The sequence below is a fragment of the Pseudomonas sp. NY15364 genome (genome assembly GCF_048068235.1).
In the GTDB taxonomy this organism is placed as follows: Bacteria; Pseudomonadota; Gammaproteobacteria; order Pseudomonadales; family Pseudomonadaceae; genus Aquipseudomonas; species Aquipseudomonas mendocina_D.
Window position 1 is genome coordinate 50,056 of the sequence record NZ_JBLUPX010000004.1, and the last position, 14,217, is coordinate 64,272.

14 protein-coding genes are annotated in these 14,217 nt (G+C 60.7%); all 14 read left to right on the forward strand.

From position 1 onward, the window contains the following. Genes waaC through ACNFCJ_RS05050 form a run of 14 tightly spaced genes read left to right on the forward strand, consistent with a single transcriptional unit; the run spans position 1 to position 14,216 of the window. Complete coding sequence (waaC, locus tag ACNFCJ_RS04985; protein ID WP_416770142.1) at positions 1–1,005, forward strand: lipopolysaccharide heptosyltransferase I; 1,005 nt, start codon at positions 1–3, stop codon at positions 1,003–1,005. Positions 1,006–1,014: 9 nt separating this feature from the next. Then, the gene (locus tag ACNFCJ_RS04990) at positions 1,015–2,139 is read left to right on the forward strand and encodes a glycosyltransferase family 4 protein (protein ID WP_416770143.1); all 1,125 of its coding nucleotides are present in this window, start codon (positions 1,015–1,017) and stop codon (positions 2,137–2,139) included. Next, entirely contained in the window at positions 2,136–2,942 is an 807-nt protein-coding gene (gene rfaP / locus ACNFCJ_RS04995) for a lipopolysaccharide core heptose(I) kinase RfaP (protein WP_416770144.1), read from the forward strand. The genes ACNFCJ_RS04990 and rfaP overlap by 4 nt, the downstream gene beginning before the upstream one ends. Next, a complete protein-coding gene (locus ACNFCJ_RS05000) occupies positions 2,943–3,908 on the forward strand; it encodes a glycosyltransferase family 9 protein (RefSeq protein WP_106733779.1) in 966 nt (321 codons plus the stop codon). Beyond that, positions 3,905–4,639 (forward strand): lipopolysaccharide kinase InaA family protein, encoded by a 735-nt coding sequence (locus ACNFCJ_RS05005; RefSeq protein ID WP_416770145.1) that lies wholly within the window; start codon positions 3,905–3,907, stop codon positions 4,637–4,639. The genes ACNFCJ_RS05000 and ACNFCJ_RS05005 overlap by 4 nt, the downstream gene beginning before the upstream one ends. Beyond that, entirely contained in the window at positions 4,636–5,379 is a 744-nt protein-coding gene (locus ACNFCJ_RS05010) for a lipopolysaccharide kinase InaA family protein (RefSeq protein ID WP_106733781.1), read from the forward strand. The genes ACNFCJ_RS05005 and ACNFCJ_RS05010 overlap by 4 nt, the downstream gene beginning before the upstream one ends. After that, positions 5,379–6,824, forward strand: coding sequence for a lipopolysaccharide kinase InaA family protein (locus ACNFCJ_RS05015; RefSeq protein WP_416770146.1), 1,446 nt, complete (start codon positions 5,379–5,381; stop codon positions 6,822–6,824). The genes ACNFCJ_RS05010 and ACNFCJ_RS05015 overlap by 1 nt, the downstream gene beginning before the upstream one ends. Positions 6,825–6,835: 11 nt before the next feature. Beyond that, entirely contained in the window at positions 6,836–8,590 is a 1,755-nt protein-coding gene (locus ACNFCJ_RS05020; protein WP_416770147.1) for a carbamoyltransferase, read from the forward strand. Next, the gene (locus tag ACNFCJ_RS05025; protein WP_416770148.1) at positions 8,577–9,704 is read left to right on the forward strand and encodes a glycosyltransferase; all 1,128 of its coding nucleotides are present in this window, start codon (positions 8,577–8,579) and stop codon (positions 9,702–9,704) included. Before ACNFCJ_RS05020 ends, ACNFCJ_RS05025 begins: the two co-directional genes overlap by 14 nt. Positions 9,705–9,744: 40 nt before the next feature. Beyond that, positions 9,745–10,467, forward strand: coding sequence for a CatB-related O-acetyltransferase (locus ACNFCJ_RS05030; protein ID WP_416770149.1), 723 nt, complete (start codon positions 9,745–9,747; stop codon positions 10,465–10,467). A 7-nt stretch (positions 10,468–10,474) separates the two neighbouring features. Beyond that, the gene (locus ACNFCJ_RS05035; RefSeq protein ID WP_416770150.1) at positions 10,475–11,431 is read left to right on the forward strand and encodes a glycosyltransferase family protein; all 957 of its coding nucleotides are present in this window, start codon (positions 10,475–10,477) and stop codon (positions 11,429–11,431) included. Positions 11,432–11,433: 2 nt separating this feature from the next. Further along, on the forward strand, positions 11,434–12,306 hold the full coding sequence (locus ACNFCJ_RS05040; protein ID WP_416770152.1) for a DUF6625 family protein: 873 nt from the start codon (positions 11,434–11,436) through the stop codon (positions 12,304–12,306). Next, a complete protein-coding gene (locus ACNFCJ_RS05045; protein WP_416770341.1) occupies positions 12,307–13,068 on the forward strand; it encodes a glycosyltransferase family 2 protein in 762 nt (253 codons plus the stop codon). Beyond that, positions 13,065–14,216, forward strand: coding sequence for an O-antigen ligase family protein (locus tag ACNFCJ_RS05050; protein ID WP_416770153.1), 1,152 nt, complete (start codon positions 13,065–13,067; stop codon positions 14,214–14,216). The genes ACNFCJ_RS05045 and ACNFCJ_RS05050 overlap by 4 nt, the downstream gene beginning before the upstream one ends. The last annotated feature ends 1 nt before the right edge of the window (position 14,217 follow it).

The following is a 14,217-nucleotide window of genomic DNA, read 5'->3' on the forward strand; positions in this document are numbered from 1 at the left end:
TTGCGGGTTTTGATCATCAAGACCTCGTCGCTCGGCGACGTGGTGCATACCCTGCCGGCATTGACCGACGCAGCACGCGCCATTCCCGGCATCCGCTTCGATTGGGTAGTGGAAGAAGGTTTCGCCGAGATTCCCGCCTGGCATCCGGCGGTGTCCCAGGTGATTCCGGTGGCCATCCGCCGCTGGCGCAAGCACCCGCTGCGCACCTGGCGCAGTGGAGAATGGGCGCGCTTCAAGCAGCGTCTGCGTGAAACCCGCTACGACCTGGTGATCGACGCCCAGGGCCTGCTCAAGAGTGCCTGGCTGACGCGTTACGTCTCGGCGCCGGTGGCCGGTCTGGATCGCGATTCGGCGCGTGAGCCGCTGGCCAGTCGCTTCTATGACCGCCGCTATACGGTACCCAGGGATCAGCACGCGCTGGAGCGCGTGCGCCAGCTGTTCGCCAAGGCGCTCGGTTACACGCTGCCGTCCGGCACTGGTGACTACGGCCTGAACCGTGCGGCGATGATGGATGCCGCCGCGCAGCCGTACTTGGTGTTCCTGCATGGCACCACCTGGGCCAGCAAGCATTGGCCGGAATCCGACTGGCGTGCGCTGGCCGAGCGCATGGACGAGCTGGGCTGGGCCGTACGCCTGCCCTGGGGCAACGAGACGGAGAAGGCACGTGCCGAGCGCATCGTCGCTGGGCTAACGCATGCCTCCGTGCTGCCAAAGCTCAACCTGGCCGGCGTAGCCAAGGTGATCGCCGGCGCCAGCGCCTGCGTCTCGGTCGACACCGGTCTCGGCCATCTGGCTGCGGCGCTGGATGTGCCGAATATTTCCCTCTACGGCCCGACCCTGCCTGGCAAGGTGGGCGCCTATGGTCGTAGCCAGATTCACCTGTGTGCCGGCGGTCCGAACGCCGGCAGCGGTGACCGTGACAAGCCCTGCTTCGATGGCCTCGGCGCCGAGCGCGTCGGCCTGGAACTGGAGGCGCTGCTGCTGGCGCCTCCCGGCACCCTTTAAGGAGCGGCTATGCAACTGGCCTTCGTTCTCTACAAGTACTTCCCGTTCGGCGGGCTGCAGCGCGATTTCATGCGTATCGCCCTGGAGTGCCAGGCGCGCGGTCATGCCATTCGCGTCTACACGCCGATCTGGGAAGGGGACAACCCCGGCGGCTTCGACGTGCGCGTGGCGCCGGTGCGTGCGCTGTTCAATCACCGCCGCAACGAGAAATTCACGGCCTGGCTGCAGGCCGATCTGGCGCGCGACCCGGTCGACCGGGTGATCGGCTTCAACAAGATGCCGGGCCTGGATTTCTACTACGCCGCTGACGGCTGTTTCGAGGACAAGGCGCAGACCCTGCGCAACCCGATCTATCGCCGCTGGGGCCGCTACAAGCACTTCGCCGACTACGAACGAGCGGTGTTCGCACCCGAATCGAAGACCGAGATCCTGATGATCTCCGAAGTGCAGCAGCCGCTGTTCATCAAGCACTACAAGACGCCGCTGCAGCGCTTCCATCTGCTGCCGCCGGGCATCGCCTTTGATCGCCGCGCACCGGCCAATGCCGCCGAGATTCGCGCCGAGTTCCGCCGTGAATTCAAGCTGAGTGATGATGATCTGCTGCTGGTGCAGATCGGCTCTGGCTTCAAGACCAAGGGCCTGGATCGCAGCCTCAAGGCGCTGGCGTCCCTGCCGCGCGAGCTGCGCAAGCGCACGCGGCTGATCGCCATCGGCCAGGACGATCCGAAACCCTTTCTGTTGCAGATAAAGGCGCTGGGGCTGTCCGATCAGGTGCAGATCCTCAAGGGGCGCAGCGACATTCCGCGCTTTCTGCTCGGCGCCGACCTGCTGATCCATCCGGCCTACAACGAGAATACCGGCACCGTGCTGCTGGAGGCTCTTGTATCCGGCTTGCCGGTACTGGTCACCGATGTCTGCGGCTACGCCCATTACATCGCCGATGCCGACTGCGGCTGCGTTTTGCCTAGCCCGTTCGAGCAGGAGCAGCTCAATCGCACCCTGGCCGACATGCTCGCCGATCCCGAGCGCCGTGCATTCTGGGGTCGTAACGGCCTGGCCTATGCCGACAGCGCTGACCTGTACTCGATGCCGAAGAAGGCAGCTGATGTGATCCTCGCGGAGAGACGCGCGTGAAGCTGATTCTTGCCGAGCCCTTCAAGAGCCTGTGGTCGGGCCGCGATGCTTTCGATGCCGTCGAAGCGCTGCAGGGCCAGGTCTACCGCGAGCTGGAAGGCCGCCGCACCCTGCGCACCGAAGTCGATGGGCGTGGTTACTTCGTCAAGATCCACCGTGGCATTGGCTGGGGCGAGATCGTCAAGAACCTGCTCACGGCCAAGGCTCCGGTGCTCGGTGCTGCGCAGGAGTGGCTGGCGATCCAGCGCCTGACCAAAGCTGGGGTGCCGACCATGACCGCTGTTGCCTACGGCGAGCGCGGCAGTAACCCGGCGAGCCAGCACTCGTTCATCGTCACCGAAGAGCTGGCGCCTACCGTCGATCTGGAACAACTCAGCCTCAACTGGGCGCAGCAACCACCCAAACCGGCGCTCAAGTGGGCGCTGATCGAGCGAGTCGCACAGATGACCGGCGCCATGCACCACGCCGGGGTCAATCATCGCGACTGCTACATCTGCCACTTCCTGCTGCATACCGACCGGCCGATCCAGGCCAATGATTTGCGCCTGTCGGTGATCGACCTGCACCGTGCGCAGGTGCGTGCGGCCGTGCCTCGTCGCTGGCGCGACAAGGATCTGGCTGCGCTGTATTTTTCGGCGCTGGATATCGGTCTGACTCGCCGCGACAAGCTGCGCTTTCTGTGCACCTACTTCCAGCGCCCGCTGCGCCAGGTGCTGAGCGAGGAAGCGACCTTGCTCACTTGGCTGGAGCGCAAGGCAGCGAAACTGTATGAGCGTAAGCAGCGTTATGGAGATCGACTGTAGATGTCGGAGAGCAAGACACTGATCGCCCCGGGTTTGAAGGTCGCGCTTGTGCCGTGCCCGGCGCTCGGAGACACCACTTTGTTCATACGCCTTGCCTGGCGCTTGCTGGCTGCCGGTGCACGGGTCTCCCTGGCTTCCGCTTCGCTGGCCTCGATACGCGAGTATTTGCCAGGTCTGGAGGTCGTGGGTGGCAAGCCCGATGTGGTTGCTCTGGCAGCGTGCAACGATCTGGTGATCTGCGCTATCGACTGGCAGGTCGATGTCCCGCTGAGCAACGTAGCCTACTTGGCTGGCAAGAAACTTCCGCGTGGGTTCAAGCCCGAGCAACAGCCTGTTTTATTGCAAGGGCGCAAGATTGCGGGGGCGCACAATGTCATCTGTCGCGATCCCAAGGCTGGCAAGAGCATGGTGCAGTGGATAGATCTGTATGCCGAGGAAATACTGGAGCTTGACCTGGCTCAGCCTGTTGTAGGTCTGCAGGCGATGCCTGCCCAACCCGCAGATGCGGAGCGACGCATCGCTATCTTTCCCACGACGCCGCATGCCAGCAAGAACTTTTCATGCTCTGGATTTCGCCGTTTGGCACGTCGCCTGGTCGCCAGGGGGTGGCTGGTCGAGTTCGTCGGCATTCCCTCTGAGCAGCAGATGTTGAGTGCTGCATACCCAGGCTACAGCGTGCACGCATTCAATGATCTGAAAGGGCTTGTCGATTTTCTGAGTACCTGCTCCGTCGTCATCAGTAATGATTCGGGAGGCGGCCACCTTGGTTCGCTCATGGGGTTGCGCACGTTCACCATTACCCGCCGTCGTAGCGATTTCACCTGGCGCCCAGGCTTTAACGAACTCAATAGCGTCATCAATCCGATGCTGAGCTTCAAGTGGTTAGGCAAAACGGTGTGGCGTCCGTTTATTCCGCTGCGCCGGATCGTGCAAGCCTTGCCAAGTTGGAAAGGTAAACAGGCATGACGGCCTGGAGACACGATCTGCAGGATTCGCAGTTGATCGCGGCGTTCGGTACGCTCGAGGCCGTATTCGCCCTCAAGGGGGAGCGCCTGACCAAGGACCCATTGTCCGAAGTGATTCGTGTCGAGCTTCTGGGCGTACGTTATTACGTCAAGCGCTACTGGGGCGCCGGCAAGGGTTTGCGGCGTTATCTGGGGCGTCCCAGGGTCAAGGCCGAATGGCAGAACCTCAAGTTGTTTGCCAAGTGGGGTATCCCCACTGCGCCCATCGTCGCCCACGGTCTCGAGCGAAGGGGGGGCGCGTTCGTACGGGGTGCGCTGGTGACTCGTGAACTCGAAGGGACGCTCGACTTGGCGGAGATGGCAAATCGACGTGACCCTCGTTTGGCTGATGCAAAGTGGGTTGCGCGTATCAGTCAGCAGCTAGCCGACGGAACCCGTGCGCTGCACGACCATCACTTCACTCACAATGATTTGAAGTGGCGCAATCTGCTGGTCAACGAGAAAGCCGAGCTGTTCTTTATTGATTGTCCGACCGGCAGTTTCTGGTGGGGGCCGTTACTGCGCTATCGGATCGTCAAGGATCTGGCCTGTCTCGACAAGGTCGCCAAGTACCATCTGTCGCGCACGCAGCGGCTGCGTTTTTACCTGCAATATCGCCAGCGCAGTCGACTGAGTCGCGGCGACAAGCAGCGTATTCTGCAAATTCTGAAGTTCTTCGAGGGGCGCGAATGAACGACTTCGTTGCAATGGAGGATCGGGCGCTGCTCGAACGTCACGGTCTGGCCAGTTTCGATGCGCTGTGGGCGCTGAAGCTGGAGGCGGTGGACGAGCCCAATACCGAGCGTGGCGGCTGGAGCAGTGTGTATCGTCTTGAGCTGGACGATCGCGCGTTCTATCTTAAGCGCCAAAGCAACCATCTGACGCGTAGCCTGCTGCATCCCTTCGGTGAGCCGACCTTCGCCCGCGAGTTTCGCAATATCCGCCGTTATGCCGAGCTGAACATACCGGCGCTGCAGGCTGCTTTTTTTTCTGAGCGTCGAGTTCCGGGCGAGCGGCGTGCCGTTCTACTGACCCGTGCATTGGACGGCTGGCAGGATCTGGATAGTTGGCTGCCTTGCTGGAACGAACTCGATGCGCTGCGTCGCGGTGGCATCCTGCGCGCCTGTGGCGAACTGGCGCGACGTCTGCATCAGGCCGGGCAGATACACGGTTGTTTTTATCCCAAGCACATCTTCCTGCGTGAGCAGGGTGCTGGCGTCGAGGCGCAACTGATCGACCTGGAGAAGACCCGGCCGCTGCTGCTGGGGCGGCGTGATCGGATCAAGGATCTGGAGCCGCTGCTGCGCCGCGCCAGGGTCTGGAGCGAAGCCGAAGTCCGCGAATTACTGACAGCCTACCTGGGCGCCGTGACCGAGGTTGACGCCTGGTGGCACCTGCTCGGCGCTCGTCAGCGTCACAAGGAGGCGCGCTGATGCGCTTGAGTGAACTGGCCGAGGCTGGGCGCAGCCCCGAGCTGCCGCTGACGCTGCAGATTAACGGTGAGCCGCTGCTACTGGAGCGTGTGCTGCGTGTGTTGCCTGGGCAGCGTTATGTCGCACAGGCCCATTGGCAGGGACGTCCGGTACTGGCCAAGTTGCTGGTAGGCAGCAAGGCGCAGCGGCATTTCCTGCGTGAGCTGGAAGGTGCCGAACTGATGGCTCGGCAAGGACTGGTCACGCCTGAATTGTTGGTGCAGGGTTTTACTGACGGGCAGGGTGGCTGGCTACTGTTTGACTATCTGGACGGTGCGCATAGCCTCTGGGAGGCCTGGCGCCAGGCAGCTCGCGAGCCGTTGCTGAGCGATGCGCAACAGGCAGTGCTGGCCGAGGCGCTGGGGGCGATTGGGCAGATGCATGCTCAAGGCCTGTGGCAGGCCGACCTGCATCTGGACAACCTGCTGCGGCACGAAGGTCGCGTGTATCTGATCGACGGCGGCGGCGTGCGCTGGGAGACGCCAGGGCAGCCGCTGTCACGCGCGCGCGTGCTGGAAAACCTCGGCGTGTTCTTCGCTCAACTGCCGGCCGAGCTGGATCCCTTTCTCGAAGAGCTGCTGATCCACTACCTGCTGGCCAACGGTGAGCATGCGTTGCCGCTGGAGATACTCCAGGCCGAAATAGCCAAGGTGCGGCGTTGGCGTCTTCGTGATTACCTGAAGAAAATCGCACGCGATTGCAGCCTGTTCGCGGCGAGTATCGGCGCTTTCTGTCTGCGCGTGGTGCGTCGCGAGGCCGAGCCCGCGCTACAGCCGCTGCTGGCCGATCTGGACACTCGCATCGAGGCCGGGCACATCTACAAGACTGGCGGCGCCGCCACCGTGGCACGTGTCGAGGTGGACGGTCGGCCTCTGGTCGTCAAGCGTTACAACGTCAAGAACTGGCTGCACTGGCTCAAACGCTTCTGGCGGCCCAGCCGCGCCTGGCATAGCTGGCGCGAAGGCAATCGCCTGCTACTGCTCGGTTTGACCACGCCGACGCCGCTGGCGGTGATCGAACGGCGCTGGTGTTGGCTGCGCGGTCGCGCCTACCTGATTACCGACTATTGTGGCGCTCAGGATATAATCGCGCGTTTCGAGGCATACCAGCAGGCAACGCCCCCGGAAACCGAGCTGCTGGCGCTGGATCGATTGTTCGCAGCGATGCTGCGTGAACGCATCAGCCACGGTGATTTCAAGGGGCACAATCTGTTCTGGGATGACGCGCAAGGCGCCTGGTCGCTGATCGACCTGGATGCCATGAGGCAGCATCACAGTACGCGCAGTTTCGCCCGGGCCTATGCCCGCGACCGCGCCCGTTTTCTGCGCAACTGGCCGGCGGATTCCGCTCTGCACCAGTTGCTCGACCAACGTTTACCGCAGGTGCCTGGCACCTGCCCGAATTAGAGGCTTTACCTGTGGCACTGACCATTCTCGGCCTGTCCGGCGCCCTCAGTCACGATCCGTCCGCCGCGCTGTACATCGACGGCAAGCTGATCGCGGCGGTGGAAGAGGAGCGCTTCGTGCGCGACAAGCACGCGAAGAACCGCATGCCTTACGAATCGGCCAAGTTCTGCCTGGAGCAAGCCGGGATTAAGCCCTCGGATGTTGACGTGGTAGCCATTCCCTTCGCTCCCATCAGCATCTTCGAGAAGGCCCGCTGGCAGTACGCCAAACGTTACGCCTACGCGCCGGATCGTGCCCTCGATGCGATCCTGTTCGGTAACCGCCGCTACAAGCGCTACAAGAAGCGCATCGAGTGGTGCCTGGTACAGCTGGGCTTCGACCTGAAGAAGGTCAAGATCGAGCCGGTCGAGCACCACCTGGCGCACGCCTCCAGCGCCTACCACTGCTCTGGCTTCCAGGAGAAGACCGCGATCCTCGGCATCGACGGCAAGGGCGAGTACGCCACTACCTTCTTCGGCTATGGTGAGAACGGCAAGATCCACAAGATCAAGGAGTTCTACGATCCGGATTCGCTCGGCGGTCTGTACGGTGCGATCACCGAATACCTGGGCTTCGAGATGCTCGATGGCGAGTTCAAGGTCATGGGCATGGCGCCCTACGGCGACGCCGCCAAGTACGATTTCTCGCGTCTGGCCAAGTTCGAGAATGGCGAGCTGATCATCAACACCGAGTACGCCAACGTCATCGGTTTCCGTCGCTACAAGGAAAACGGCAAGGGCTACTACTTCTCGCCCAAGCTGATCGAATGGCTCGGGCCGAAGCGTGAAGGCGACATTGCTGACGACCCTTACATCCATTACGCGGCCAGTATGCAGGCGCTGTTCGAGAAGCTGGCACTGCAGATGATGGAGTACTACCTGGGCGACATCCTCAAGGAAACCGGCAAGATCGCCTTCGCTGGCGGCTGCGCGCTGAACGTCAAGCTCAACCAGAAGATCATTGCCCGCGACGACGTCAAGGAGCTGTTCGTGCAGCCGGCTTCCGGCGATGCCGGCACCGCTGTTGGCGCCGCCGCCTACGTCTCGCATAAGCGTGGCGTGCCGGTGGAGAAGATGGAGCACGTTTACCTCGGCCCTTCGTTCTCCAACGAAGAGGTCATCGCAGCCTGTGCAAAACACCCGAACAAGCCGGTGTTCAAACGCATCGACAACACGGCTGAGCGCATCGCCAAGATCATGGTCGACGGCAACCCGGTGGCCTGGTTCCAGGGGCGCATGGAGTTCGGTCCGCGCGCCTTGGGTGGCCGCTCGATCATCGGTTGCCCAAGCATTCCGGGCGTGGCCGACCGCATCAACGAGCAGATCAAGTTCCGCGAGCGCTGGAGACCCTTCTGCCCTTCTATGCTCGACACTGTGGCGGCGAAGATGCTCAAGGTGGATCACCCGAGCCCGTTCATGACCTTCACCTTCGAGGTGAACGAGGAGTGGAAAGAGCGCGTCAGCGAAGTGGTGCATGAAGACGGCACCTCGCGCGCTCAGGTACTGGAGCGCCAGTACAACCCGCGCTGGTATGACCTGATGCTGGAGTTGGAGAAGCTCACCGGCAATGGTGTTTCGCTGAACACCTCGCTCAACCGTCGTGGCGAGCCGATGATCTGCTCGCCCACCGACGCGCTGAACATGTTCTACGGCTCGGATCTGCAGTACCTGATCATGGAAGACATTCTTGTGGTCAAGGACGGCAAGGACTGGTATGAAGGCGTCTGAGCAGGCAGACGGCCAAACGCAGCGCTGGGTACTGCAGTTCTGCCACGGCTATGACGGCCCCTTTCTGGATTGCGCACGGCAGTACGCCGTGCTGTTCAAGGGCACGCCCTACAAGGTCTGTACGGTCTACCTGACCGGCAAGCCGTCGGAGGAGGTCGAGCGCGGCTCTGCTTCCGACGAGGTAATCTTCCTCGACTATTCCAGCGCCCAGGTGCGCGGCCTGAAACTGGGTGCCATCCGCGATTTCCGCCGGATTGCCGCCTCGCGCGACTTCGCCCTGTGCATCGCGCACCGTTTCAAGCCGATCTACGTTGCTCTGCTGGGCAGCAACCTGCCGGTGATCGGCGTGCATCATGCCTTTGGCGACTACAAGCGTCGTTCGCGTCAGCTGTTCGCCAATTTCTTCCGCAAGCGCCTGATACTACTCGGGGTGTCCGACGCCGTGCGCGACGACATGCGCGCCTGCCTGCCCGATTGGCCGGCCGAACGCATCGAAACCCTCTATAACCGCATCGACGTCGAGGCCGTGCAGGCCGAGCAGGTATCCCGCGAAGTCGCGCGCGACCATCTGGGTTTGCCCCAGGATGCCTGGATAGTCGGCAACGTCGGTCGTCTGCATCCGGATAAGGACCAGGCCACCCTGATCCGCGGTTTCGCCCAAGCCTTGCCGCAACTGCCAGCAGGCAGCTTGCTGGTGATCATGGGCAGTGGCCGTCTGGAATCCGATCTCAAGGCACTGGCGCTGGAGCTGGATATAAGCGATTCGGTACGCCTCATTGGACAGGTGCCAAATGGCCGGCGTTACTTCAAGGCATTCGATGTATTTGCTTTAACTTCCGACCACGAGCCCTTTGGCATGGTGTTGTTGGAGGCGATGGCAGCCGGGGTGCCGGTGATCTGCAGCGACTGCGGTGGAGGACCAGAAGTAGTTGGCGAATTGGGCATGTTCTTTCCTCTGGGAGATAGCGATGTCCTCGCACAGAGACTGCTGCTTAGCGTCACTATCACCTCTCAGGAACCAGTGCTAACGCATATGCGCCGCTTTACCGACGTAGCGGCACAAGAGACATTCTGGAAGTTGCCGATCCTCGTCTGTCTGAAGCTGGGTTGGTAATGCCGTTTATCGAGCCAATGAACTTTCAGGAAGATTCACTGTGATCAAGGCGTTCAAGGCTGCTCGCTGCAAACGTTGGCTGCGTCAGCGCGGTTTCAAACTGGGGGCTGCGATCCATGAATTACCTAAAGAAGCAGTATTGCGTTTAGAGGAAGGTGCCTCGATTGGCGAGGTGCAGACTGCCTTCACTGCGCTGAGTATTGGCGCCATGACTTACGTACGCAGCAAGTCTGAACTGCTGAATGTCTCGCTGATCGGACGTTTTTGTTCAATAGGCAATGCGGTAGTGATTGGCCAGGAGAGGGCCGGACATCCACTCAGTTGGGTCAGCTCGCATCCATTTCAATATACGGGGACGACTTTGCAGTACAGCGCTTCCGGCCAGCCAGTCGAAATTGGTCATGATGTCTGGATAGGACGTGAGGCTCTGATTATGGAGGGGGTGAAGGTCTCAACTGGCTCTGTAATCGCCGCACGTTCTCTGGTAACGGAGGACGTCCCTCCTTACGCAATTGTGGCTGGTACGCCTGCGCGTGTCGTACGCTTCCGGCATGCGCCAGAGTTAATTGTCAGGTTGCTTGACTGCGCCTGGTGGGAGTTGCCAATTGATGTGCTACAGCGACTGCCGCTTGATGAACCTGAGCATTTCCTGAGCATGCTCGTCGAATCGCCGCAACATAAAACGGCTATCTACAAACAAGTCGAGATCAGTCGCCATGGCTGTCGCGAACTTCCGGTCGGTGCATGCCGGGCGAGTGAGTAAAAATAAGATGAAAGTCCTGTTTCTGGTCCAAGCCGAGCAGCGTGCCATCCTGGATCGTCTCTACGAAGGTATTGAGAGCAACTGCGAGTGCGACACGCGCTGGCTGGGACGTGAAGATCAGGCCAACCTGCGTCGTTATTTTCGCAGCCATGTAGATGTGGCGCGCTACGATCGCATTCTGTTCTTCCTGCGTTTCAAGCAGGAAGTCCGCCAGGTGGACTTTATCCGCAGCGTACCGAACCTGGTGATCCTTGAGCATGATGCCTACCAGAACTACATCACCTGCAAGTACACCGGCAAGTTCAGTGCACACTACCAAAAGTTGCCCTGGGCTCGGGTGATCAGTTCTGGGCATGTGGTCAGCGAGCGGCTGCGCCAAGAGGGCGTCGATGCCGTGTTCGTTCCCAAGGGATACGACCAGGCTCTGCTTTGTGACCTTGGGCGCGAGCGGGATATCGAACTAGGCTTCGTCGGCAGCACCAAGAGCGTTGCCTACAGCGGGCGCAAGGCGTTGCTGGACGAGTTGGCGCAGGTGGAAAACCTGGTGGCGACCCGCACCAAGTCTGGTGAAGACTACCTCAATGCCCTCAATCGCATCCGCTTCTTCGTCAGCGCCGATGTTGGTATGGGTGAGTACATGATCAAGAATTTCGAAGCCATGGCCTGCGGCTGTGTGCTGCTGGCCTACGACCAGGGCGAGAAGGAGAACCGCGCGCTGGGTTTCATCGATATGGAGAACCTGGTGCTGTACCGGACGGTCGACGAGCTACGCGGCAAGCTGGCGCAACTGCGCGACGATCCGGCTTGGGCAGCGCGGATCGCAGCCAGCGGTCGGGCGCTGGCCGAGTCACGCTACAGCTTTTCGCGCATAGGCGCCGAGATCGTGCAGGCCATGCAGGCTCCCTTGCGGCCCGCCGCAGCGCCCGGCTGGTTTTGCCGGCTGCGCAACCGTCTGGGAGTCTGAGTGTGAGCACGCCGCGCCTGCTGTTTCTCATTCCCTATTTCGGCCGCTGGCCCTTCTGGATGCCGTTCTTCCTGCAGAGCTGTCGTTTCAATCCAGACGTGCAGTGGCTGTTCTTCACCGATTGCGGCACGCCGCCCGATGCGCCAGATAATGTGCGCTTTCGCGCTATGAGCTTCGCCGACTATTGCGCCCAGGTGTCTGCGCGGTTGGGTATCGACTTCCGTCCGCACAGCCCCTACAAGCTTTGCGACCTGAAGCCGGCGTTAGGGCATGTGCATGCCGAGGAGTTGGAGGGCTTCGATTTCTGGGGGTTCAGTGACATCGATCTGGTGTACGGCGATCTGCGTGGCTATTTCAGCACCGAACGGCTGCAACGTTTCGACCTGCTCTCCACCCATGAGCGACGTGTCTCCGGCCATTTGTGTCTGTTGCGCAACAACGCGCGGATGCGTGAGGCATTCATGAAGGTGCCCGGTTGGCAGGCAAAGCTGGCGTCCAGCGCACATAACGCCTTCGATGAAGGGGCGTTTAGCCGGCTGTTCATCCGCCACAAGAGTTGGCCAGCGCCGCTGCGCCGACTGGCTGATGCCTGCAACCCCTGGCGGCGCAGCAGTGAGTTCGTCGAGGCCTTCAGCACGCCGAATGGTCGGGTGGCTTGGCTCGACGGCAGTTTCGATTTTCCGCAGCGTTGGATCTGGCAGCGCGGGCAGTTGCGCAACGACCGCGACGGCACGCGGCAATTCCCCTATTTCCACTTCATGGGCTGGAAGTGCGATGCATGGCCCGCCCATGACGAACATGAGCTTTCGGGCGATGCCGCGCTGGCTGCACAGGATGCCTGGAACATCACAGCCCAGGGTTTTCGAGAGGTTTGAATCTTGATCTTTTCCAAGGACAGTGACGTCACTCTGGTGGTGACCAGTTGTGGGCGTTTTGACCTGCTGGCTAAAACGTTGGCCAGTTTTGACATCTTCAATACCACGCCGATCCGCGAAGTATTCATCACCGAAGATTCGGGTGATAAGACCGTTGAGGGTTGCATTCCCGAGCACTGGCGCGAACACACCACTTTCTTCGTCAACGAGCCACGGCTAGGGCAGCTGCGCTCCATCGATCTGGCCTACTCCCATGTGAAGACGCCTTGGATATTCCACTGCGAGGACGACTGGGCTTTCTACCGGCCGGACTTCATCGATGAGTCGCGAGCGCTGCTGGAGGCCGATCCGCAGGCTCTGCAGGTCTGGCTGCGTAGCTTCGCTCACGACCTGGCGATTCACAGCCCGTATGTCTATCTAGGCGAGCGCCGGGTCATTAAGGATATCCCCTGTTATCGGGTCGGCTCGCACAAGGAAGACTGGCAGGGCTTTTCCTTCAATCCGGGATTGCGCCGTCTGGCCGATTATCAGTTGCATGCCCCATACGCCCAGCATTCCGGTGAGAAGGAGCTTTCGCGGCTTTACGCTGACGAGCAGCGCCATGCGCTGATTCTTGAAAATGATGCGGTGCTGCATACCGGCTTCGGTGAACATGTCAGTGTGCCCGAGGAGCGCGCCAAGAAGGCGCGGCGCAAGAAGCATGAGCGCTTGCGCCTGATCATGGTCTTCGTGATAGGGCTTCTGCTCGGATTGCTTCTGTGAGAGCCGTACAGCGCCTGAAAGGATGGTATGAACGGTTCGGTTATTTTACGCCGGCCTTGCTGATCTTTATCGTCAGTTTTCTGCTGCTGCCGACCAGCAAAATGGTCAACAACGTCTATTACGTGCTGCTTGCGCTGCCTGCCTTGGGTGTGCTGCTGCTGCGCCAGGGGCGGGATATCCATCCGTCACCCGCGCTGTGGCTGTGGGGAGCATTATGTTTCTGGTACTTACTGATTGGTGTTCTGTCGGCGGACTGGCAGTACTTCAAGCATGTGCTCTATGTAGCCTTATTTGTACTGCTGGTCAGCCAACTGGCTGATCCGCAGCTGCTGAGGGCCCCTTCGTTCGCGCGCGGTCTGTTTTGGATGCTGGGTCTGTACGTAATAGGCTCGGCGATCATTTACTGGGTCATTGGCCGCTATGCGCTGGGTGAGCGGGTACTGTGGCTGCCGGGGAGGATGACCGGGCCAATCTATACCAGCATGTGGCTGGCCTGCTGCTTTGCTCTGGCGCTGCCTGCCTGGGTGACGCAGCGGCGTTGGCTGGAGCTTTCAACTGCTTTGGCGCTAGCAGTGTTCTGTATGGCCTATGTGCTGCAGAGTCGATCCGGACTGGTCGGTCTGCTGTCGCTCGGTATGCTAGTCGCCACATGGCTGACGCTGCGTCGTGCGCGTCAACTGTTATGGTTGGGGCTCGCTATCCTGCTGCTCAGTGGGTTGGCTCTGTTAGCTACGCGCGAAATACCGGAATTGACTAGCCTGTTTGCCCGCGCCGATTCGGGGCGCTTCGAGCTATGGCGGATCTTGGCGGGCGAATGGTTGGCGTGCGGCCTATGGCTTGGTTGCGGTATGCAGCATGTCAGCGAGGCGACGATTCTTGATTCACAGCCCATTCAGCATCCGCACAACATCTTTTTGGCTTTGGGACTCTACAGTGGATTGATATCCCTGCTGATTTTTCTGGTGTTGGTGGTGCTGCTGCTCAGGCGTGCCTGGCTGCGCAGTGATCCGTGGGGGTTGTACCTTCTGGTAGCGCTGATCGTTCTTAATTTTGACGGCAGTAAGCTGGTAGGCAATCCGGATGAGCTATGGTTGTTGGTGCTTATGCCTATGGCATTAATTTCCAACCAACGCCGTGATGCGACTTAAT